The 23105-nt window shown below is 36.0% G+C and carries 26 protein-coding genes and 1 pseudogene; 6 read left to right on the forward strand and 21 right to left on the reverse strand.

Annotated elements, in window-relative coordinates; translation table 11 throughout:
• Positions 1–69: 69 nt before the first annotated feature.
• The 4 genes from ACFSFY_RS16060 to ACFSFY_RS16075 form a co-directional block, all read right to left on the reverse strand.
• Positions 70–579 carry a YfiT family bacillithiol transferase gene (locus tag ACFSFY_RS16060; RefSeq protein ID WP_381539807.1) on the reverse strand — a complete coding sequence of 170 codons (510 nt, stop codon included), beginning with the start codon at positions 577–579 and terminating at the stop codon, positions 70–72.
• Between the two features lie 191 nt (positions 580–770).
• On the reverse strand, positions 771–1358 hold the full coding sequence (gene gfa / locus ACFSFY_RS16065; RefSeq protein ID WP_381539809.1) for an S-(hydroxymethyl)glutathione synthase: 588 nt from the start codon (positions 1356–1358) through the stop codon (positions 771–773).
• Positions 1359–1697: 339 nt separating this feature from the next.
• A complete protein-coding gene (locus tag ACFSFY_RS16070) occupies positions 1698–2042 on the reverse strand; it encodes a DUF6568 family protein (protein ID WP_381539810.1) in 345 nt (114 codons plus the stop codon).
• 148 nt (positions 2043–2190) lie between these two features.
• The gene (locus ACFSFY_RS16075; RefSeq protein WP_381539812.1) at positions 2191–2556 is read right to left on the reverse strand and encodes a winged helix-turn-helix transcriptional regulator; all 366 of its coding nucleotides are present in this window, start codon (positions 2554–2556) and stop codon (positions 2191–2193) included.
• Between the two features lie 121 nt (positions 2557–2677).
• On the opposite strand from ACFSFY_RS16075, the gene ACFSFY_RS16080 reads away from it, so the two are divergent.
• The 3 genes from ACFSFY_RS16080 to gshAB all read left to right on the forward strand — a co-directional run bounded on the left by ACFSFY_RS16080 (position 2678) and on the right by gshAB (position 7019).
• Entirely contained in the window at positions 2678–3796 is a 1119-nt protein-coding gene (locus ACFSFY_RS16080; protein ID WP_381539814.1) for an S-(hydroxymethyl)glutathione dehydrogenase/class III alcohol dehydrogenase, read from the forward strand.
• 4 nt (positions 3797–3800) lie between these two features.
• A complete protein-coding gene (fghA, locus tag ACFSFY_RS16085) occupies positions 3801–4634 on the forward strand; it encodes an S-formylglutathione hydrolase (RefSeq protein WP_381539816.1) in 834 nt (277 codons plus the stop codon).
• A gap of 114 nt (positions 4635–4748) precedes the next feature.
• Positions 4749–7019, forward strand: a complete 2271-nt coding sequence (gshAB, locus tag ACFSFY_RS16090) for a bifunctional glutamate--cysteine ligase GshA/glutathione synthetase GshB (RefSeq protein ID WP_381539817.1) — start codon at positions 4749–4751, stop codon at positions 7017–7019.
• A gap of 140 nt (positions 7020–7159) precedes the next feature.
• Here the strand turns inward: gshAB and ACFSFY_RS16095 are convergent, their stop codons facing one another.
• Positions 7160–7600, reverse strand: coding sequence for a cell wall hydrolase (locus ACFSFY_RS16095; RefSeq protein WP_381539819.1), 441 nt, complete (start codon positions 7598–7600; stop codon positions 7160–7162).
• A 170-nt stretch (positions 7601–7770) separates the two neighbouring features.
• Between ACFSFY_RS16095 and ACFSFY_RS16100 the strand changes: the two genes are divergently transcribed.
• A complete protein-coding gene (locus ACFSFY_RS16100) occupies positions 7771–9021 on the forward strand; it encodes an amidohydrolase family protein (RefSeq protein WP_381539821.1) in 1251 nt (416 codons plus the stop codon).
• 100 nt (positions 9022–9121) lie between these two features.
• Here ACFSFY_RS16100 and wrbA read toward each other — a convergent pair whose 3' ends face one another.
• From wrbA to ACFSFY_RS16175, 15 genes and pseudogenes are all read right to left on the reverse strand, one after another.
• The gene (gene wrbA / locus ACFSFY_RS16105) at positions 9122–9733 is read right to left on the reverse strand and encodes an NAD(P)H:quinone oxidoreductase (protein WP_381539823.1); all 612 of its coding nucleotides are present in this window, start codon (positions 9731–9733) and stop codon (positions 9122–9124) included.
• A 236-nt stretch (positions 9734–9969) separates the two neighbouring features.
• Positions 9970–10581 (reverse strand): alpha/beta hydrolase, encoded by a 612-nt coding sequence (locus ACFSFY_RS16110; RefSeq protein WP_381539825.1) that lies wholly within the window; start codon positions 10579–10581, stop codon positions 9970–9972.
• Between the two features lie 94 nt (positions 10582–10675).
• A complete protein-coding gene (locus ACFSFY_RS16115) occupies positions 10676–11281 on the reverse strand; it encodes a flavin reductase family protein (protein WP_381539827.1) in 606 nt (201 codons plus the stop codon).
• Positions 11282–11351: 70 nt separating this feature from the next.
• Positions 11352–12335 (reverse strand): ring-cleaving dioxygenase, encoded by a 984-nt coding sequence (locus ACFSFY_RS16120; RefSeq protein ID WP_381539829.1) that lies wholly within the window; start codon positions 12333–12335, stop codon positions 11352–11354.
• Positions 12336–12851: 516 nt separating this feature from the next.
• Positions 12852–14738: a heavy metal translocating P-type ATPase gene (locus ACFSFY_RS16125; protein WP_381539830.1), complete on the reverse strand. Its 1887-nt coding sequence runs from the start codon at positions 14736–14738 to the stop codon at positions 12852–12854.
• A 30-nt stretch (positions 14739–14768) separates the two neighbouring features.
• A complete protein-coding gene (locus tag ACFSFY_RS16130; protein ID WP_381539832.1) occupies positions 14769–14990 on the reverse strand; it encodes a heavy-metal-associated domain-containing protein in 222 nt (73 codons plus the stop codon).
• 224 nt (positions 14991–15214) lie between these two features.
• On the reverse strand, positions 15215–15613 hold the full coding sequence (locus ACFSFY_RS16135; RefSeq protein WP_381539834.1) for a VOC family protein: 399 nt from the start codon (positions 15611–15613) through the stop codon (positions 15215–15217).
• A gap of 245 nt (positions 15614–15858) precedes the next feature.
• Positions 15859–16167 (reverse strand): annotated as a pseudogene (locus ACFSFY_RS16140) (iron chaperone); the annotation flags it as partial.
• A gap of 155 nt (positions 16168–16322) precedes the next feature.
• Positions 16323–16976 (reverse strand): DUF1361 domain-containing protein, encoded by a 654-nt coding sequence (locus tag ACFSFY_RS16145; RefSeq protein WP_381539836.1) that lies wholly within the window; start codon positions 16974–16976, stop codon positions 16323–16325.
• A gap of 258 nt (positions 16977–17234) precedes the next feature.
• Positions 17235–17741, reverse strand: coding sequence for a GrpB family protein (locus ACFSFY_RS16150; RefSeq protein WP_381539838.1), 507 nt, complete (start codon positions 17739–17741; stop codon positions 17235–17237).
• A 32-nt stretch (positions 17742–17773) separates the two neighbouring features.
• Entirely contained in the window at positions 17774–18310 is a 537-nt protein-coding gene (locus ACFSFY_RS16155; protein WP_381539840.1) for a GNAT family N-acetyltransferase, read from the reverse strand.
• Entirely contained in the window at positions 18282–18467 is a 186-nt protein-coding gene (locus tag ACFSFY_RS16160; RefSeq protein WP_381539842.1) for a hypothetical protein, read from the reverse strand. Before ACFSFY_RS16160 ends, ACFSFY_RS16155 begins: the two co-directional genes overlap by 29 nt.
• Positions 18468–18591: 124 nt before the next feature.
• Positions 18592–18795 (reverse strand): helix-turn-helix transcriptional regulator, encoded by a 204-nt coding sequence (locus ACFSFY_RS16165; protein ID WP_381539844.1) that lies wholly within the window; start codon positions 18793–18795, stop codon positions 18592–18594.
• Between the two features lie 8 nt (positions 18796–18803).
• Complete coding sequence (locus tag ACFSFY_RS16170; protein ID WP_381539846.1) at positions 18804–19208, reverse strand: hypothetical protein; 405 nt, start codon at positions 19206–19208, stop codon at positions 18804–18806.
• Positions 19209–19358: 150 nt separating this feature from the next.
• Entirely contained in the window at positions 19359–19895 is a 537-nt protein-coding gene (locus ACFSFY_RS16175; protein WP_381539848.1) for a DinB family protein, read from the reverse strand.
• 444 nt (positions 19896–20339) lie between these two features.
• Here ACFSFY_RS16175 and ACFSFY_RS16180 point away from each other — a divergent pair, with 444 nt between their 5' ends.
• Complete coding sequence (locus ACFSFY_RS16180) at positions 20340–20843, forward strand: DNA topology modulation protein (protein WP_381539850.1); 504 nt, start codon at positions 20340–20342, stop codon at positions 20841–20843.
• A gap of 94 nt (positions 20844–20937) precedes the next feature.
• Positions 20938–21225 carry a hypothetical protein gene (locus ACFSFY_RS16185; protein WP_381539852.1) on the forward strand — a complete coding sequence of 96 codons (288 nt, stop codon included), beginning with the start codon at positions 20938–20940 and terminating at the stop codon, positions 21223–21225.
• Between the two features lie 150 nt (positions 21226–21375).
• On the opposite strand, the gene ACFSFY_RS16190 is transcribed toward ACFSFY_RS16185, so the two are convergent.
• Positions 21376–23067, reverse strand: a complete 1692-nt coding sequence (locus ACFSFY_RS16190) for a MutS-related protein (protein ID WP_381539854.1) — start codon at positions 23065–23067, stop codon at positions 21376–21378.
• Between the last annotated feature and the right edge of the window lie 38 nt (positions 23068–23105).

Below are 23105 nucleotides of genomic sequence, written 5' to 3' on the forward strand. Positions count from 1 at the left end.
ATAGAACTCCTATACGCAATTAAAAAATGACCTATCGAACTTCGATAAGTCATTCACACAGATTGTATATTACTTCGCCAACGCATTATTTATATGTGCTAAGTGGTGATTTTCATGCCAAGCCAACTTCGCAATTTTTTTCGCAACGGAGACTTCACCGTTTATCGCGTGAATAAAGGTCCGACCTAGTTGCTCTTCAGTCAAACTGTTCCCTAAAGCTACGATGCGTTCATTAATTCCCTCGAGCATCTTGATGGAACTTTCTACAGGAAGCTCCGTATCCGGCTCTACCGCCCATTTATCCTGATTAAAATCCGGTACTGTCGGATTATTGTCTGTTAAAGCCAATTTAAGTCTTTGGTACATGTTCAATTGGGAATCGGCAATATGATGAACCAATTGACGAACTGTCCAGCTGCCTTCACGATACGTTTTGCTTAATTCTTCATCCTTCAATGAATCAACAGCTTCTCTTAATCGAGTGGTGTATGTTTCAATATTTTTTAGCCACTCTTGAATGTTTTCTAGCGTCACGTGTTCAGGAACTTGTAATTGTCCAATCGGAAATCTAACATCCATACTATAATCCCTCTTTTCCTATTCTTCACTTACTCTATTATCGCACTAATTACCTGAAAAATCTATTTCCTCATCAGTAATGATTAATTTAAACTCGGGCATAATAATCCATATAGAAAAACACTTACTCTTTAATAAAGTAAGTGCCTTTCTATAACTTTACAATTTATAGTTTTGACAAAGCTCGTTTTTTATTTCTGCGATATGCCATTTAGTTCAGCAGTTTTAGCAGCAAGTAAATCCATTAACTCAGGTGAAAGGACATCATACGTAGGCAATCCAATATGATTTAACTCTTTTCGGATATCATCCATTTTTGAAGGGGGTGTGCCCGTTTCAATTATAGACGAAACAAATGCTGCAAATTGTGGTGCAGACCACCCTTTATCATCTGATAACTCCGTATGAACAAAATCTAAGCCATAAAATGCATGATCCTTATTTTCTATCCGACCAAATAAATGAGCGTTGCATTCTGTACAGAAATGTCTTTGAATTGCCGCTGCTTCATCAACAATCTTTAGCTTGTCAGCGTTATTAATAACCTGAACTTTTTCACGTGATACTACAGCAACTATAGAAAAAGTAGCTCCATCTGGTTTCCAACACTTAGAACAACCACATGCATGATTGTGCGCAGTCTGTGAATCTACGTGGACTTCGACTTTATTTGTTTCACAAAGACACTTTAGCGTTCCACCAGAAAAGTCTGGTACCTCTGGATAATCAGTAATCCCATTATCTAATCTCGGATGTAATTTAATAGTTGTAGTAGTCATATTCATTTCCTCCTAGAATATTTTTTATTTCTTCCAATTCCCCAACATGAAACAGTAGAAGATGGTCTATAATACCGCAATTGTAAAATAACTATGATCATTACCTTTTGCAATCGAAATAGGACCTCTTTATTTACCTGTTCCTCCTTGTAAATTCATTGTACTATATAGAGAATTATTAGTTAATACTGACAAATTCGTCACTATCATTTAAAACTAAGTAAAGAAAAATAAAAAATCCTGACTTAAATGAACTGTGTGATCACACTTCATTTAAACCAGGAACATTTTGTAGCTATAAATGAGCTCGAATACCGAAGCCCACTGTTTGTACTTGAATTATTTATTCATAAACGCTTTGATTTCATCTTCGGACATACCTGATTCGCATTTAACGTTTACTGTATCACCCTTAGTATAAATGAGACCAGGAACCGTCGGAATGCTGTATTTATTGCGGAAAGCCGAAATTCCATCCATATCATCGTTTTCAACACTATTGACATAATAAATCTGAGTGTCCGTTTCCTCAGCAACTTTTCTAAGTTTCGGAACGAATAATTGACAATAAGGACATACTGCCTTGCCTATATAAATGACTGCTTCGGCTTCACCATTTACCAAGGCTTGTGCTTGTGCAGAATCAATCTTTTCAAAAGCAGCTATATTTTTTTCATAAGACATTATTCATCAATCTCCTTTTTCTAATCTAATATTTTCTAAATAATAGATCTATGTTGAAATAAGTTATGTGTACATGCCTGAATATCCAATTTTATCAAAAATAAATATGAAATACAAAAAATTAAACTTCTACAGAATAGTTTACGACTTAATATTCAATGGGTACTTTATCAACCTGTTCACCAAAAACTTCTGCAAAATCATCTCCCCAATCACAGATTGACGTTACAACCGGTTCCAGGCGAAGACCAATTTCGCTTAGTTGATATTCAACTTTAGGAGGTACAACAGGATATACCGTTCGAGTAATTACTTTATCCTCTTCTAATTCTCTTAGTTGCCTAATTAACATGCGTTGATTGACTTGAGGTAATATTCTTTGCATTTCGCTCAATCTTAATGGAGACTGGTGTAGTAAACACCAAATAATCGCTATTTTCCAACGACCTCCTATAACAGATAAAGCTAGGTCTTTTCCATTGAAAAAAACTTTTTCTTTATAATGAATCGACATTTTTTTTCACTCCTTAGACTAAGCATACTACACACTGACAAATTTGTCAGTATTGTTTAATACTGACTTGTATGTAATTATGGATATGTAGATAAGATAAAAATAGAAAGAAGGAATTCATATGAAAAGTAGAGCAGCGGTAGCATTTGGACCAGGAGAACCACTCAAAATCGTAGAAATTGATGTAGAAGCACCAAAAGCAGGAGAGGTCTTAGTAAAGATTTTGTACACTTCCGTCTGTCATACAGATGCTTACACATTATCAGGTGCTGATCCAGAAGGGGTATTTCCTGCCGTACTCGGCCACGAAGGTGGAGGCGTTGTTGTCTCTGTCGGCGAAGGCGTAACTTCAGTAAAAGCAGGAGATCATGTTATTCCACTTTACACACCCGAGTGTGGTAAATGTAAATTCTGTCTTTCGGGTAAAACGAACTTATGCGGTGCGATACGTGAAACACAAGGTAAAGGGTTAATGCCTGACGGAACGACTCGTTTTTCTTATAACGGAGAGCCCATTTATCACTATATGGGAACAAGTACGTTTAGTGAGTACACAGTCGTCTCTGAATTCTCCTTAGCATTAGTAGAAAACAAAGATGTACCTCTTAATAAAGTTGCTCTATTAGGATGTGGTGTTACTACAGGGATTGGCGCCGTTCACAACACAGCAAAAGTTGAAGAAGGTGCTGTGGCAGCGGTATTTGGTTTAGGAGCTATTGGATTAGCCGCAATTCAAGGATTGGTTCAGGCGAAAGCAAGTCGAATTATCGCCATTGATATGAATGAAGATAAGTTTGAATTAGCTAAAAAAATGGGCGCGACTGATTTCCTTAATCCCTCTAAGTTTGATAAGCCAATCCAAGAAGTCATTGTTGAAATGACGGACGGTGGAGTAGATTACAGCTTTGAGTGTATTGGTAATGTTGATGTCATGCGCTCTGCCCTTGAATGTTGTCATAAAGGTTGGGGCGAAAGTATTATTATCGGTGTAGCAGCTGGTGGAAAAGTGATTCAGACACGTCCATTCCAGTTAGTAACAGGTCGAGTTTGGAAAGGTTCAGCTTTCGGTGGAGTTAAGGGAAGAACTGAATTACCCGGAATGATTGAAGACTTTATGAATGGTAAGATCGATTTAGATTCGTTTATTACACACAACTTAAACTTTACGGATATCAATGAGGCATTTGACTTGCTTCACAAAGGCGAATCAATTCGCACAATGTTAACATATGGAGAGTGAAATAATGAGTCTTAAACTAATAGAAAATAAACGTTCTTTTGATGGAGAACAATGCAAGTACACCCATTATTCAGAGGCCTTACAATGTGATATGACATTTAGTATCTATTTACCTTCAAATAAGGAAAACAAAGAAATTCCTCTTATTTGGTGGCTGTCTGGTTTAACTTGTACAGATGATAACTTTAGCCAAAAAAGTGGCTTTCAAGCACTGGCTTCAAAATACCAAGTAGCTGTTATGATTCCAGACACTTCACCGCGTGGAGAAGATGTTGCAGATGACGAAGCTTACGATCTTGGAAAAGGTGCAGGTTTTTATGTAAATGCAACTCAAAGTCCATGGGCAAAAAATTATAATATGTATACGTATATCACAGATGAATTATCAGAAATCGCTTCCACATTAGTCCCTAATTTTTCAGGAAAAGAAAGCATTATGGGACACTCAATGGGTGGTCACGGTGCTTTAGTAATTGGGATGAAAAATGCTTCGAGATTCAAAGCGATTTCCGCTTTTGCTCCTATTACAAATCCGATTCAAGTCCCTTGGGGAATTAAAGCATTCTCTACTTATTTAGGTGAGGACAAAGCAACTTGGAAAGAATGGGATGCTTCAGAACTCATTAAAGAAACAGGCATGCCACCCATTCTTATTTCACAAGGAACTGCAGATAATTTTTATCCAGAACAATTAGAAGAAACTACTTTCTTAGATAATGCTCGAGAAAACAAACAAGAAGTAACATATAAAAAAGCTGAAGGTTATGACCACAGCTATTTCTTTATCTCGACTTTCTTAGATGAACATTTTGCTTTCCATTTAAAGAACTTAAAATGACTTTCTTTTAGTAATAAGGTATAGAATGAAGAATATCCACGTTTGGGTCAAATGTGGATATTCTTTATATTTCATCATTTATAAAAAACGAGTGAACTAGGAGGTGTAGTTGATATGGATATCAAAAAAATGTTACAGAGTGACCATGTTAAACCTTACATATCAAAAGCACGATATGGTATTGAGAAAGAAGGACAAAGGGTTGATTTATCAGGTGATTTAGCTACAACTGATCACCCTGAAAAGATTTCAATCAATGATGAAAACCCATATATTCAGCGTGACTTTTCGGAAACACAAATGGAACTCATCACACCGGTTACGGATTCACTTGAGGAACTGTTTAGTTACTTATCTGCTATCCATGAAGTTGCGTACCGTTCAATGGATGAAAATGAGATGCTCTGGCCATTAAGTATGCCACCAAGCCTACCTAAAAAAGAAGAAGACATCATTATTGCGAAGTTAACAAGTGCTGACAACGTTTTATATCGCCGGCATTTAGCTACTACGTATGGCCGTCGTAAACAAATGATTAGTGGTATTCATTTCAACTTTCAATTCGGCGATGAGCTCATCGAAGCCCTATTTAAATCTCAATCGGAGACGAATGATTATAAACAATTTAAATCCGATATTTACATGAAAACCACACGAAATTACTTAAAGCATCAGTGGTTAATTACTTATTTATTTGGTGCTACTCCTAGCAGCGAAGAGAATTTTTTCGAAGAAAACTCTGTAAATGAACCCGTAAGGAGTATTCGAAACAGTAAAAATGGATATACGAATGATGAAGACGTTCAAGTATCGTTTATCAGTTTACAAACCTATATAGCCGATATTTCTTCTATGGTTCATAAAGGACTATTGATTGAAGAAAAAGAGTTTTATTCAGCTGTGCGCTTGAGAGGCGGTCAGCAGGTTTCAGATTTAGAAGATGATGGTGTTAAATACATCGAACTCCGAAACATCGATTTAAACCCTTTTGAAACGTATGGAATTAGCTATGAACAAGCAGAATTCCTACATCTTTTCTTACTTTATTCACTATGGAAAGATGAAGGCGCGAATTGCGATGAATCCATGAATGTAGGTGAATCCAATAATGAGATTGTCGCACTCGAACATCCATTAGAACCTACACAATTTAAACAAGAGGCTGAACACATTCTTGATGAATTGGAAAGTTTAGTAACAACTTTACATCTCACAGTTTCAGAAGAATTATTTGTCAACTTGCGTGAAATGTTAATAGATCCAAGTAAAACTTTGGCAGGAAGACTTTATTCCGAAAGTAAAAAAAGCAGCCAAGGTCAAGTTGCTACAAGTATTGCTAAAGAAAACTATGACAAGTCATGGGATAAACCCTATCAATTAACAGGATTTACAGATATGGAGTTGTCCACTCAGAATTTAATGTTTGATGCAATTCAGCATGGCATCCAAGTTGATATATTGGATCGACATGACCAGTTTTTGAAGCTCCAATTAAATGATCATGTAGAATTTGTGAAAAATGGGAATATGACAAGTAAGGATAGTTATATTTCTACTTTAATTATGGAAAACAAAACAGTTACGAAGAAGATCCTTCATCAACATGGGTTTCGTGTACCAGGCGGTGAAGAATTCAACAATATAGAACAAGCTATGCGTTCATACGAACTGTTCTCTTCCAAACCTTTTGTTGTGAAACCAAAATCAACGAACTACGGTTTAGGGATTTCAATTTTTAAAGAAGGCGCAAGTTTCGAAGATTATCAAAAAGCTCTCACAATCGCATTTAAAGAAGATTCATCTGTATTAATAGAAGAGTTTCTTAATGGCACGGAATACCGTTTCTTTGTGTTGAACGATAAAACGCTTGCCATTTTATCACGTATTCCAGCGAATGTTAAAGGTGATGGTACACTTACAATCGAGCAGTTGGTCAATCAAAAGAACCAAGATCCACTTCGAGGATTAGACCACAGAACACCTTTAGAAACGATACAATTAGGTGAACTGGAGGTTCTTATGCTCAAAGGACAAGGCTATGAATTGGATTCGATTCCCAAAAAGGATGCCATCATCTATTTACGTGAAAACTCCAATGTCAGCACAGGTGGAGACTCAATTGATGTGACCGATTTAATTTCAGAGGACTACAAAAAAATCGCAGTAGATGCAGTATCTGCACTTGGAGCTAAAATTAGTGGAATCGACTTGATTATTGAAGACCTAAAAGTTCCCGCCGCGACTGAAAATGCGTATGGAATTATAGAAGCAAACTTTAATCCATCCATGTATATGCATGCTTATCCCTACCAAGGAAAATCTAGACGTTTGACTTTGAATGTATTGCATTACTTATTCCCTGAACTTTTACAAAATCAAGAATAATATAGAATTCAAAAAAAGGAAGACCCCTTTGCTGGAATTAGTTATTGCAATCTAATTCCAGCAAGGTAAGGTCTTCCTTTTCTATAAAGAAATTGATTTCTCCATCTGACTGTTTCAATTTATGTCTGTTACATACACGCCTAACCGTTATATACACTCTCACAAGTCCCTCCGATAGGCTCATAGAAGCAATGGTCTTTGAATTGACCCGTAAAGGGCTGATTGTACCATGTTGGAGGACAGGGTGCATAAGGGTTGAAGTACCAAAGTGCATAATGCGCTGGATGCTGTCTCCAAGAATCCAAGTTTTGTTTTGCTAATTTCTTTTCGATACCTCTTGCCCGTTGGTAAAACAAATTTCCTTTTTGAACGGCTTCGAACGAATAATTCCCTCCTTGTATCTGAAAAACAACATCGTTTATTGTGCGTACCTCTTTAAAATCTAAACAATCTGCTACCGCTCGATTTACAATTACATTGCCAACATACAGCATTCCTTGTTTCCCTTCACCCTCGGCCTCAGCTCTCATCATCCTAGCCATTACATCAATATCTGAATCCCTGTATTTGACTCTCGGCATTTTTTCACCTCAACCCTATACTATGATAAAACATTTCAATTGTTGTCAATCCTTGATTAGACTAATCGAGTTATTTTCAGAGTAAGAATTTTTATTTACTTTTTACAACTGTTATACTGGTTAATCAAACAATACAGTAAATTAGAACGAGTAAAGGAGTAAGGTATCGTATGAAAAAATTTATTAATGCGAATATATACGGCAATCCAGGATCCAATGAGTTTTTAGTAGAAAATGGTCTATTTAAAGAAGTTGGTAACAATTTAGGAATTGCAGATGAAGTGATTGATTTACAAGGACGTTTAGTGTTGCCTCCTTATGTTGATCCTCATTTACACTTGGATTATATCTTTTCGGGGTTAGGTGAAGGAAATGCGAATGTTTCCGGCACGTTATTTGAAGGTATACAGCGCTGGAGTGATAATAAGAAATCATTGACTGAAGAAATGGTACGTGAACGTGCGATTAAAGGAATACAAAAAGAATTGAGTAAAGGCGTTCAATTCATTCGTACACATGTGGATATTACGGATCCTAATTTAACAGGGATGAAAGCTTTAATTAAACTGCGGGAAGAATTGAAAGATATCGTTACATTGCAAATTGTAGCATTTCCTCAAGAAGGGTTCTTTAGATATAAAGGGGCAGAACAGTTAATGGAAGATGCACTCGAAATGGGTGCTGACGTAGTCGGTGGGATCCCTCACTTTGAAATCTCATATGAACAAGGTGTTGAATCATTGCGACGTATTGTCAACATGGCGATAAAATATAACGTGATGATTGATATTCACTGTGATGAAAACGATGACCCAAATAGTCGGTTTTTAGAAGTGTTAAATGCGCTTGTAATGGAAAAAGACTATGGTGAATATACAACAGCAAGTCATACATGTAGCTTTGGTTCAGTAGATAACAGTTATGCCAATAAAATGTTAGGCCTATTTAAAGAATCAAAAATCAACTTTATTTCTTGTCCAACTGAAAACGCACATTTACAAGGACGTGGCGACAGTTATCCTAAACGCCGTGGCTTAACACGCGTAAAAGAGTTATTAGCTAATGGCAATAATGTTGCATTTGCACAGGATTCAATTGCAGATTACTGGTATCCACTAGGCAATGGAAATATGATGAATATTTTAGACAACGGGATCCATTTAGCACATTATACACACGTTGATGAAATCAATAAGGCGCTCGACCTGATCACATACCACGGTGCAAACCTTATGAGAGTTAATGATGAGTATGGTATTGAAGTGGGAAAACCAGCGAATTTTATCGTCTTAGATGCACAAGATCCTTATGAAGCCATTCGTGAACGTGCAGAAGTACTTCTATCTATGAGGAATGGTAAATACCTATTTAAACGTGAACCAAGAAAAAACGAAATTGAAATTGATTTCTTAAAACAATAAGACACAATCGGAACCAGTTCATAAATTAAATCGATTTAATCGTGACAGAGGATTGAATTAGAAAGGGCCAATCGAATATAATCGATTGGCCCTTTATTACTTATTGATTTCCCTTTTTAACCCATTCGGCAACAGTTGCTGTACGTTTTGCTTGATATTTTACTGCTGCTTCAACGTCCTCAATCATTTTACCGTCTTGACCTACTGTTACACTTGTACCATATGGGTTTCCGCCTGCTCCAAATACAACTGGATCACTGTATCCCGGAGTAGCAATAATTGCGCCCCAGTGCATCATAACTGTATATAAAGAATGCAATGTAGCTTCCTGACCACCATGCGGGTTTTGTGCAGATGTCATACCACTCACAACTTTATTGATTGTTTTACCGCTTGCCCATAGTCCACCTTGAAGATCGATGAACTGTTTCATTTGTGATGCCATCACACCAAATCGAGTTGGTGTACTGAAAATAATTGCATCTGCCCACTCAATGTCTGCTGAGGTAGCTACTGGAACGTCTTTTGTTGCATTTACAGTAGCTTTCCATGCTTCGTTGCCTTCAATAGCAGAATCCGGCGCTAATTCTTGTACTTTTAAGACTCTAACCTCAGCACCTGCTGCTTTTGCACCTTCTTCTGCCCACTTTGCTAATTGATAGTTTGTTCCACCCATACTATAAAAAACAACTGCTAATTTTACATTCGACATTTTTTCGATCTCCTTTGATTTTCCAAGTATTTTGTTTAAAAACCACATATTCACAGATTTTTAAATAGCTCCTTAACAACTCACCTCTCCGATATATAAATTCACAATACAGTACTGTTATACCCTTTGAAGAGGTACTTTAATCTAATATTGAATTTATATTTCTTCGGTTCACACTATTAGAGGTTATTAGAACTTCGTTAAGTTGGCCATTTAATAATCCGCTTTATCACTAATTAATTACTATTTACAGTAGAATACCATTTGCTAGCGGCTTCAACTTCCTCACCTGTTAGTTGATGACCTCTATCTTCCCAATGAAGTTCAATATTTGCATTCGCCTTTTTAAATATCTCATGCAGTTCTACCGTTTCTTCCGGGGGACAAATTGGATCGTTGCTGCCTGCTGCAATAAATACATTCTTTCCAGATAAATCCGGGAGATCCATTCCGCGTCTAGGGACCATTGGGTGGTGAAGAATAGCACCCTTTAAAGAATTTTGATAGTGAAACAATAAACTCGCAGCAATATTTGCACCGTTTGAGTACCCAATTGCAACCATATTATCTCTATCAAATTCGTACTTTTGTGCTGCTTCATCAAGGAACTCATTCAACTCTTTAGTTCGGAATATAAGGTCTTCTTCATCGAAAATCCCTTCTGCTAACCTCTTGAAATATCGAGGCATTCCATTTTCCAAAACATTTCCTCTTACACTTAATACAGATGCTTCCCCGTCGACTTGTTCCGCAATGGGTAACATTTGTAATTCATTTCCACCAGTTCCATGAAGTAAAAGTAAAGTTGGCTTATTCGGATCTTTTCCTTTATTAAATATATGTTTCATTCATTTTCCTCCTCTAAAATTTGAACCTTCTTAGAAGGCAACGTATTTTATAGTTCATATCGTTTGAATACTAACCACGAAAAACAAGAATTTACTACTTAGGTCTCTCAATTGAAAAAATATCACCAATTGCTGCATAACTAGAGCCTGCTAAACGACTAATAGCGTTTAAACCTCTTGGATCGATTCTTCCATTTTCATAAATTGCTTCATCAACATGAAAGCGAACAACTTCTCCTATAAATAAATCACTACCTGCTCCATCTCCACCTAAAGGAATAGCTTGTACTAGTCTGCATTCCATGCGAACTTTCGCTTCCTTTACTCCTGGCACAGATACATTTTCGCTGTCTACAAGCGTTAATTTCGCCAATTCAATTTCACTTTCAGTTGCAGGTAATGAAGCTGCTGTTTCATTGATTTTTGCTACATTCTTATCATCCACAATATGCACAACAAATTCACGACTGCTATAAATATTCCGAGCAGTGTCTTTTGGTTGATCATTAGGTCTTTGGATGGAAAGTGAAACCATTGGTGGGTTTGATGAAACAATATTGAAATAGCTAAAGGGTGCCCCGTTAACAATGCCATCTTCAGATTGAGTTGTGACAAAGGCAATAGGTCTTGGAATGATGGAACCAATTAGAAGTTTATAATTGTCTCGCTCACTATTTTTTTGCGGATCAATCGAAATCAATAAATTCATCTCCTTATTGCTTAACTTTTTCATTAATATCACGAAATAACTTATTTAAAAACCGATTATTTTACAAGTACTCTTTTTCTATTTCAAGTGTGCTACGCACTGTATCAATTGGTCTCACTAATGACTCAATTTCTTCACGTTTCGCCTCTAGAAATGGCGGTAACGATAAAATTTCTCCCACTGTTTCGTAAGGCTCATCACCCATAAAACCAGGACCATCTGTTGCCCACTCAAATAGGAGGCCAGGTGCTACACGTGCATATAATGATTCAAAGAAAAAGCGATCCACATACCCAGAAGTATTGAAACCAATAGCTTCCATGTGGTCAATCCATTCATGTAATACTTTTGCATCTTCTACACGAACAGCTAAATGATGAACGGTACCATAGCCTTGACGACCTTCCGGTAAAACCGTATTATGTTCTACAATTAGTTGTGCACCATTTCCGCCTTCGCCCATTTCAAATAAATGGAACGAACCTTCTTGTGCAATTTCACGCATGAACATCGCTTTCTCCAAAACCTCTTTAAAATTATCAAATTGCGCGATTCGAACATGAACCGGACCTAATCCTGTAATTGCAAATTCCAATGGTACAGGACCGTTCTGCCAAGGTGTTCCTGACTCAATCCCTTTGTTAAATTCGTCAGAAATCAACATATACTGCTGATCATCAAAGTCTACAAATGAAATGGTTTTCTTACCGAATACTTCTTCAATACCTGTGTTTTTCACTTCATACTTATCAAAACGTTTCAACCAGTAATCGAGAGCAGCATCTGTTGGGACACGGAAAGCCGTTTTATAAATCTCATTCGTTCCATGTGTCCCTTTTGGAATACCTGGGAAATCAAAGAATGTCATATCCGTACCTGCAGAACCTTTATCGTCCGCGAAGAATAAGTGATACGTTTGGACATCATCCTGATTGACCGTCTTCTTTACGAGACGCATTCCCAATATATATGTGAAGAACTCATAGTTCTTTTCTGCACTACTTGTTATCGCTGTTACGTGGTGAATTCCTTTTAAATGTTCCATTATGTTTCCTCCTATTAGTACCTAAGAATAAATGATTCTCTAATCCATTGCATTTTTCCAAAGGTTTTATATTATCTTTACATGTTGTCCAATTTTGTCTGAGCAATTCAATCTCATTCATACTATTTCCAGCTGTAAGCTGTTCAAATGTTATTTTCTTCTTTTTATACTGAGGAACAACTTAATCTAGAAGTATCTCGAATTAAGTTATCTTGAATTCAAGCTAAATATAACATGAATTCATTTCAGCGTCAACACTTTAGTTTTCTAACAATCCGTATTGAAGTCAGATCAGTATTTGTCAGAATAAATACTATACCCGTATATATAAATAAAAAACCTACTTGTAACCACAAGCTGTTCTTAAATTCACTTTAAATTCCAATGTTAATAAAATTACTTCTATAATAATAGGTAAAATAAATCTAAACGTAAATAGAGATGCAGACTTTCTACATCTCTAGCATTTCCTATAATGGGCGTTCACATAAATTATTTGCATCCATTCGCAATCCCCTACTCAGTTTGGAGAAGAGCATTTGGTTCTTTCATTTCTACTTCTTTTTTAGAATACCGAATTAATCTGACTGCGTTAAGAATAACGATTAATACACTCAATTCATGGATGAGCATACCTGATGCTAAGAATACTTTTCCGAATAGGACACCGGCAAGAAGGAGGAAAACCGTTCCGACTGCGAAATATGTGTTTTGCTTCATGTTGCGTATTGTTGCTTTGGCAAGAGCGTGCGCATGAGAGAACTGATCCAATCTGTCTGCCATCAGAACAACATCGGCAGTTTCCATTGAAATATCAGTTCCACCCTCACCCATTGCAAGCCCGATATGTGCCGTTGCAATTGCGGGTGCGTCGTTAATTCCATCACCAGCCATTGCGACTATATGACCTGCATCTTTTAACTTCTGAATCCAGGCAACTTTGTCTTCTGGCAGTAATTCCGCATGTATTTGATCAAGCCCGAGCTGTTTTCCGACAAGTTCAGCCGTGTGACGATTGTCTCCCGTTAACATGATGATTTGTTTAACACCATTTTGACGGAGCTCTTTGATTGCGCCCATGGCTTCAGGACGAATTTGGTCTGCAATCGATACGATGCCTTGAATCACACCATCAATGGCTGCAAATATGGCCGTGTTACCGGCTTTTTCACGATTTACTGCATAGGCTTCAACAGTATCCCCGATGACTATTCTATTCGCAGCCATCAGTTTACGATTTCCAACTGTAAGGACTTTACCTTCGATTTTAGCTCGAATTCCATTACCTTCAATGACTTCGGCTTCTTCGGGTTGATTGACAAGAGGTATTTCTCTTCTTCGAGCTTCTTTAACAATTGTTTGCCCGAGATGGTGTTCTGAAATCATTTCAGCCTCAGCAACAAGCCGTAGAAATTCATTTTCATCTCCTGAAAGTATATGGATATTTGTTACTTCAGGACGTCCACGTGTGAGTGTACCTGTTTTATCAAAGACGACTGTATCTATTTTAGCGAGGTTCTCCATAATTTCGCCGCCTTTGACGAGTACGCCGTTTCGAGCCCCATTTCCGATTCCAGCTACGATTGATACTGGAGCAGAAATAACGAGTGCACCTGGACATGCGACAACAAGGAATGTTAGTGTCATTTCAATGTTACGTGTAAAGATATAAACAAGTATAGATAAGATCACAATTGAAGGCGTGTAGACGTTTGCGAAGCGATCAAGAAACTTTTGTGTTTTCGATTTTGCTTCTTGGGCATCTTCTACAAGTTCGATAATGCGTGCAAATGTCGTATCGTCGCCTACGCGTTCTGCAATGACCTCAATATATCCATTATCGACCATCGTTCCGCTAAATACACGGTCTTCAATTGCTTTTGTCGCAGGAACTGATTCACCAGTAATTGCTGCTTCACTTAATGCCGCTTTACCTGCAACGATCACTCCATCTATGGCTACTTTTTCCCCAGAGCGGATTACGACCCGATCACCTTCAATTACATCTTCCACTGAAATGGTAATTGTTTCGCCATCTCGGATGACAGTTGCCTCGAGAGGTGCCAAATCGATAAGAGATTGCAGTGATGAGCGTGTTTTTTCTAATGTACGTACTTCGAGGTAAGCACCAAATAAGAAGAGAAATGTAACTGCGGCAGATTCCACGTATTCACCTATAAATAACGCACCAACTACCGCGATTGTTACAAGAAGTTCAATACTGAATGCTTTCATGCGCAAAGCTTGAATTGCTTTCCACGAAATCGGTAATCCAGCAATTACAGTTGCCGTAATGAGTGTCCATTGCCGCCATTCGTGAAGGCCTCCGAAATGGAGGCCGATTGCAATGGCAAGAAGTGCACCAGTTAAGGCGGTAATTTGAGAAGTTCTTTTAGCATTCACGTTGTTCCCACCTTTTTTTTTCTTCTGAACTCATGAGACTTTTTGTGATACTACGGGGTAACCCAGTTTAACAATTGTTTCTTGAATCTTATCTGCACTGACAACTTCTTCATCAAACTGTGTGCGTACTTTGTTGGAGTTGAACAGTACTTTTACCTCTTGTACCCCATCCATTTTGCTTAATGTGCTTTCAATTTTCTTAATACAAGTTGGACAGCTGAGTGGTTCTAAACTAAATACACCTTTTTTCATTATTTTCATCCTCCTAGTTTTTTGCTTACTTAACTTCTAACCTTAGTATAAAACGATTAGCGGAATCAAACCTTGACGTACATCAAGAGTCTGAATATAGGATAGGTTACAATCTCAAAAACAAAAAAGCATTCCTAGTTATATAGAAATGCTCGACAACTATTAACTATTCAATTTATATTTTGCAAATGAAATCGTATTTCTTCGTTTGTAACTATTTCAGATTACTCCGGCAAGTTCAACTGCCAGGATACTCCAAACTGATCATTCAACCATCCGAATTTCTTGCTGAACCCATAGTTATTGATTGGCATGAGTGCTGTGCCATTTTTCATCATTTTTTCATAAAGGTTGTCAATTTCCTCTTCGGTATCACACGTAAGATAGATAGAAAAAGACGGAGTAAACGTAAACTCGTGATTAATATGGCTATCGATACACATGAACTCCTGCCCTTTTAATGAAAACACAGCTTGTACAACGGTTCCTTCTTCACCAGGTCCTTCAGCACCATATCGAGTAATGCTTTTAATTTCTGAATCCTCGATAAGCGATGTGTAGTATGTCATAGCCTCTTCTGCAATACCGCCTTGAAACATTAAAAATGGTTGTACGTTCTTCATATTTAACTTCCCTTTCTTCATATAAATTTTATTTTCAGGTTACACCTATACTGGGAAGCGAACTTTAATGATATCACGAGTAGCTCCCCATTTTTAATATATAATAACCTAATATACATTTTTATCCGGTATGGCTAATTTTTAAGTTTACAGATTTTATTTTCGTGAAAATTTGGCTCTATTGAATCGTAACTCCAATTCAACAACAAAACACTATTATTCCGTTTTAATTTTCTATTACCGCAAAAAATCTTATGATTTATTTTATCTTGAATATTAAATTCAATCATTTTCTGAAGCAATTCATAATTTATCGGCTCATTCCACTTAATTCTAAACAAGCTTTTGGTAGCACTGTAGCCAGCTTGTGCAATGTCATCTGAAAAATTCGCAATTCCTAAATGTTCGGACGCTACACTAAAATGATGCTTTCCTGTGGAGAAACTAATAATAAATGTGCCAAGATTAGAAAACATCGGTGTATTCCATTTGATTATCGGTTCTAAATTTGGAAATTCATTAGCAACCCACTTTAAAACTTCCTCCTGAAATATATTACGTTAAGAACACGGCAAAATGGCACTATTACTGAATAGTAGCAGATCTTTTATTCCAGAATTGCACTCATTTGTTTGAGTGCAATTATATTCTTCGCCATAAAACATATGAAGAAGATGTCATAACTTTTAAATAGGACGTAGTTTTCCGGCTAAATCTTAAGCATAGATTGTTTTCTAAATGTCCTGAAAAGAATATAACTGCCTAAAACAAAAATAGTGAAAGCAATAATAAACTGAATTGCAAATTCATCTATTTCCGCTACTTGTTTTAACAATTGCAATGGGTTGAAGAGTATATCCCAACTATTGAAACGTAAAAACCTTCCAATATAGACGCCTATTCCTGTCAGTAAAGCTACCCCGAAAATACTGACATAACATATAATCTTTGAATAATTCTTTCTTATGATCTGTTCAAAAATATAGAACGACTCCAGTCCGACCAATATGGAAAAAAAGAAACCCATTCCAATAACAAACAACTTTGCCCAAACCATAATGTCATTACTGTATACAACACCTGAATCTTGGGAGTACCTTTCTACCTCTATCATCCACATGAACTTTTCGTTTGATATATGGATGAAATCAGTTACCATATATACTGAGTTTGGAAAGAAAAATAACCATAGAAACATCCAAAAGATAGACCCACCGATTTTCCTCTGCCCTACAGTCACTATAGCTTTTCCTACAATAAACAGCGGTAATACAGCCAACAGGACATTCCACGAAAGCATTGCATAAAGGAAATCAGTACTCTTAAAAAGCATTACGAGACAGATACAAAAATACATAAACATGAACAATAATATCCCTTTATATTTCTCAAAAAAGCTTCCCATAGAACCTCCGACTAATATGAATTCTATAAACTATGTATGTTAACCCTTTTATAAAAAAATAATAGAAAATCTCTCTTGAATGAAACTGCATAATCGCCCACGATAACTGAGTGAAAGAATAGTTCATTTAACTTTGTTGCGATTTTTTTCTCTTGAATTTATTATACGTTCAACAACAAAACCAACGACTAAACCGATTGCGATTGGTTTAATATATTATAGTTTTGCTAGAACAGAGCTAATAAAATCAGTTTTTTCGTCTGCATATTTGTGTTTATTATGTTTATTGACCTTCGAAAGCTTTATTTTAAGTTCTTCATACTCCATTTTTGCGTTATCATTGCTACGCAGGTAATTTCTGAATTTTAACTGCTCCACTAAAAACTTATTTCCTTTTTGGTACATATGAATTTGATGTGTCCTCGGTTCTGCCTTATTAAAGTAGTGTCTATCCGGGAGTATATTAATTCCCCTGTAAGAGTAACCTAGACTTTCCAAAGGAGCGATACAATGCTTACCATCGTTAAAATCCTTAATCTCAACAGCAATGTCAATGATAGGTTTAGCTTTTAGCCCTTTTACTGCTGTGCTGCCGATATGGTGAATACCAACAACATATTGACCAATTTCACTTTGTATTCTATCTTTCTCTAATAAAAATTCTTTTGGCCAATCTTCTGTCCAAGTTACTAAAAAAACCTCACCTTTAGGTAATCCAAGCATCTTATTATCCTCCTAACATAGACATCTATTGATTAATCTTTTTCCATTAAAGCTAGTTTGTATTGTATTAATTTAGTTTCAATATCTAAATATTCCTCAGAACCTATTCTGCTAACTTCCTTAAATCCTATTCTTTCCAGCATTCTTCTCGCTCGAATATTCGTCTCGTGTGTTTCAGCTTTGAAAACTGTAATACCAAAATGTGCAGAAGCATAATCAATCATACGTATACTGGAATTAAATCCAATTCCCTTTCCCCATAATGCACTTTCACCAACTGCAATTCCCAGTTCAGCTGAATTATCCTGAATATACGCTAAGTCTACATATCCGATTAACTTGTTTTCAATTTCGATTCCCATACGAATGAAATCTTCGGATAGATTACTTACGCAATGTAACCACCATTTATATAATTCCTGCTCGTTTCTATTTATATCCCAGTCGTTTGCCAAACAAAACCTATCGTTCGTACTCCATTTTAAAACGAAACCAAAGTCTTCTATAGTTATCGGTCTAATTCTTATAAGGTCACTAAAATCAGTCTTGAAATTCTTTTTCAATTTCATCATCACTCACCGAAATAACTTCATCTTTTACCCCATACTTCATTTTTATCAACTTACCAACCTCTGATCTGTCAATTCCATCCTTTACTGCTGTAAATATGACTACGTACAAAACAAATAAACCTACAATCCATAGTAAAATAGTTCCGAATATCATTTATCTTCCCTCCAGTAATTCGTTTCTTTATAACCGTTTGAAGTAACCTTATAGTATATTTTCAAATCTATTCCAAAAACTGTTGTTTTCTATTATGTAGTTGCCAGCAGATTTTGAGTTCGAGTTAAAGTGTTCTATCTTCATAAATAAATAATTCATCAACTGTTGTATTTAAAGTAGTTGCTAAGTCAAACGCAAGCACCAATGAAGGATCGTATTTGTTGTTTTCAATGGCATTAATTGTCTGACGGGAAACTTTACATTTTTTGGCCAACTCTTCTTGAGTTATCTTTTTAATTTTGCGTAAACTTTTTATTTTATTTTCCATTATAATCCCTACCTATATCTTTTCATTATGAAAAACTGGGTAACAGGATTCACAATGAAAAATAACCCCATAACTAGATACAGTGCCATTTTATGGCTCAGCAAAAAAATGTCAGAACTCATATAAGCTAATAATACTGTAATGACCAACATGATGAAATAACTAATATTCGAACTGGTCTTTTTGATGTGATTCCCCATTTCATCACTAGCTTCTTCAGATTCAGGTCCGTAAATACTACTGCTACCCCAAGTGATTAAATAAAAGAATCCACCAACCAATATGCCAATTGTAACGACATCATACATACCTAGCTCTTCCCCTTGATAAACTTGGATAACAGCAAAGGAAATAACGGCAATAATTGCAAGACTGAGTATGGAACCGAGAATTAATTTAGTCTTTTTGTTCATCTTATTAAAACACTCCTTTTATTTGAAATGTAAAAAGTCTTTGACATTATTAACTTTAAATTAATCACACAAGGATGTCAAACATGTTTTACATAAATGAATTAAAGTCATGCTATAACAAGGTATTTTATACAATGAATGGTAAATAACTTAAGATTGATGTTTTTTCAACTTCTGCTGCAAGTACTCTTCTGATTTTCCTTTTCGAATACTAAGTGTTTCCCAGTCCTCATCTTTTAATTGCTTCCCAATATAAACAATCTGACCAACATGATAAGCATAATGAGCCATTTGCCTTTCGATTGCTTCTAGAACAGTGAGGTTCTCACCACGAATGGTTATACTTTTCAACAAATCCTTACCCTCTAATTTGTTCAATGTATCTAGAAGTGTGGCCCACCCTTTTTCCCAATTAGTTTTCATTTCCTGCTTTGAAGAAATGTCATCTTCAAATTCCTGATCACGATTTCTTGAAAGTTTTTCTCCATCTGTTGTTAAAAAGTTCGACCATCTGGATATCATATTTCCACTTAAATGTTTTGCGATAGTCGCAATGCTATTTGAAGACTGGTTTAGCCTCCAGCGTATATCTTCCTCAGTTAATTGACTTATTGTTTTATCACCTAGATTCTTGACGCTTTCAAATCTTTCCTTCACGATCTTTAAGTATACATTTCCAAAATCCATCAGAATACTCCCCCTTCTATTCCCGAAAGTTGGTCCTATTACTGAAACGGTAACTATCCAACAAAATGAACCGATTCCAAATTATCATTCTTACAGAATATTCAGTACTACATTAGCAATTATAGCACTCGCAATTGCAAGTTCTAATGCTATCCATCTTTACCATTCATATTAAATTTGCAAAAGACACATCAAGATATTCCCGTTCTATCTAATTATCACCACCTATATAGGGTCAATTTGAAAGAATCAAAATAGCATTAACTATAAATAGTACGTTGTTTATTGATTGTGCTTAGAATAAGGCAATTATTTAATTTCAATTGGCGCTCTTTATCCAGAATAGTTTGAAATCATTAGATTTTTTTGTAATAATGAATACAATAGATCATTAAACCAGTATTCCGATACCAGGCCATTTTTTCGAAGAAGGGACGGGGCTTTATGAAAAGAATTGTCTTAATTGGATCAGGTGGATCGGGTAAATCAACCCTGGCTAGACAATTAGGAGATAAGCTTAAATTAAAGGTATATCACTTAGATGCACTATTTTGGAAGCGCAATTGGGTAGGTGTTCCAAAGAATGAACAAAAAGAAGTACAAAATGAATTAGTAAAAAAAGAAGAATGGATTATTGATGGAAATTATGGTGGAACGATGGATATAAGACTTAAATCGGCAGATACGATAATTTTTCTAGACGTTCATAGAATAATTTGTGTTTATCGTGCTTTTAAAAGAATGTTGCAGTACAGAAATAAAACTAGACCAGATATGGGTGAAGGTTGTAAGGAGAGGCTTGACTTCGGTTTTCTAAAATGGATTTGGGATTATCCGAAGACAAAAAGACCGGAAATTTTGAAGAAGATAGGGCAATTATCTAAAGAAAAACAAGTTATCATTTTAAGAACCCCTAAACAAATTCGAAAACTTTTGGAAGAATTATAATGTATTTGTATCCAATCCTCAGAAAGGTGCAATTACCGAAGAAGAATTAAGCCTACATCCGAGCACTTTATAACATATGTAAAGGAGAACTGAAATGGAAATTAACTTGATAGAAGTGCTATTTTTAATTATTGTTCTTTCTATACTTTTTACTGTTCTGAAAATTAATCGGCGTGTTAAAGGTATAAAATATAACCTATACCAGTTGTCTAAACAGAATGAAGTTCCAGAAAACCCGATAAATGATGAGTTACGGGAATTCATTGGCAAAGGTGACGATATTAAAGCGGAAAAAATAGCACGAAAACTATTGGGGCTTTCATTGCTGGAAGGCAAGCAATATGTTGATGATTTGAAGTTAGAGAAAAATAATTTCAATTGAAGGTTCGGTGACTTTGTAAAACTTCATAAACCTAGTTCCATAAAAAAAAGAAACGAGCTTATCGGGATCTTTCCGCTTAGCTCGTTTCTTTTGTTATTTTATTATAGCAAACCTATGCCCAAAGCCATTTCCCGAATTGATTTGAGTGCATCAAGAAAGGGATGATGTCGGCTGCTTATTCATCACGCCCCATTCACGTATTTCAGTAAAGTTCTGTGCCAATTGATTGGCCTGGGCAGTAATACATTCAGGATAATCAAGGACCTCTAACAGCTTAATAGCATTTCTTGTTATTGAAGGACCTGGATGAATTTTAAAATCAAATATCACTTTTCCATTTTCAATGGATTCCCTGAAATGATAATTCGTGTATACCTCTCTCGAAATTTCGGTAAGCTCGATATCATGTGAAGCAATTAAGGTCATGCCTTTGTTGACGGATAGCCACTCCATAATTGCAGCAGAAGCAGAAATTCTTTCAATCGTATTCGTTCCTTTTAAAATTTCATCTATAAATGAGATAATCGGCTTTTTTTCTTCACTGAATTTTATTATTCTTTTTAGCGATTTAATTTCCGCGATAAAATAACTATCCCCGTCCAATAAATTGTCCTGAATGGCCATTGATGTGACGATATAACTTGGTTTCATTGTCCATTCTTTGGCCAACACGGTGTTTATTGTTTGCGCCAAAATGGCATTTATTGCGACAGATTTTATGTAAGTAGATTTTCCAGAGGCATTAGAACCTGTAACAAGCACCGCTTTACCGAGCACTGAAGAATTTGTCACTGGATTATCTAGTAGGGGATGCGCCAATTCTTCAAATGAAAGTTCCTCCTTAGTCACAAAACCAGGTTTTGTATAAGAAGTAAGCGATCTTCGGTAAAATGCTACTGCAATCGCAGCATCGAGTTCACCAGTCATCTCCCATAATTCCTTGTAAGCATTCTGATGAGTAACAATGGTTTTTACGATTTGATTATAAGCTATAAAATCCAGCAAAAATAGTATGCGAATGTATTCGAACAGCACATCAAAATCTCCGCCACTATTGCTTCCTAGGGACAACACTTTGCCAAATAAAGAAATTCTTCTTAACCCTTTACCTTCTTCTTTAAACAGACGACTGAATGTTGTAAACTTCGGATGGCGAATAGCAGCTAAACTTTTTCCTGCATTTACAATTGAAGCTACGTAGGTAATTGAATGTAAATCATTTTCTAATGATCGCTGATTGCGATAATAAACAAAAACATTTAGTAAGAACGCGCAGAACAAACTGGCTAGTCCATACTTCAAACTAAAAAATATAAGAATGATGGATAACACCGGTAAACATGCCAGAATGATATACAAATACGCATGTTTTATCTTATGGTTTTTGAATTTATAAAAGTAAGAGGAGGAATCTGTATAATTACGTTTTCCAAGGCTTATCAAAATAAGTTGCACTTTCTCCCTAAGCTGTTGATCAGTTGAAAACAAAGTGTATAGTTGTTCTTTTTTATCCGTGCGTGTATGTTTCGGGTCGATGTCTCGTAATTGGTTAAATAAATATTCCGAACCTACAGTGGACTTTGTATAATTAAGCTTTTCAAATACGTCCTGCATGGATAAGTCATTCCAAGTAAGCTGGTCAACACCTGTATAAAACGTATTGGTATCTTTCTTATTCATCCAATAGGAAGAAACGGATTTAACGTCCTCACTTAATGCAAAATACACCCCATTTTCCCACTCTTGTCGCAAACTTTTTAATTTCCTTTTATCTCTAATTAAAAAGTTATACGCAATCACAAAAACCACAGCTATAATAAATAGCACGATTACCTTCTCCAAGACAACACCTTCTTTCTAATACTTTTTAAAAGATGTGA

Origin of the sequence: Sporosarcina siberiensis (genome assembly GCF_042681925.1) — a bacterium.
GTDB lineage: Bacteria > Bacillota > Bacilli > Bacillales_A > Planococcaceae > Sporosarcina > Sporosarcina siberiensis.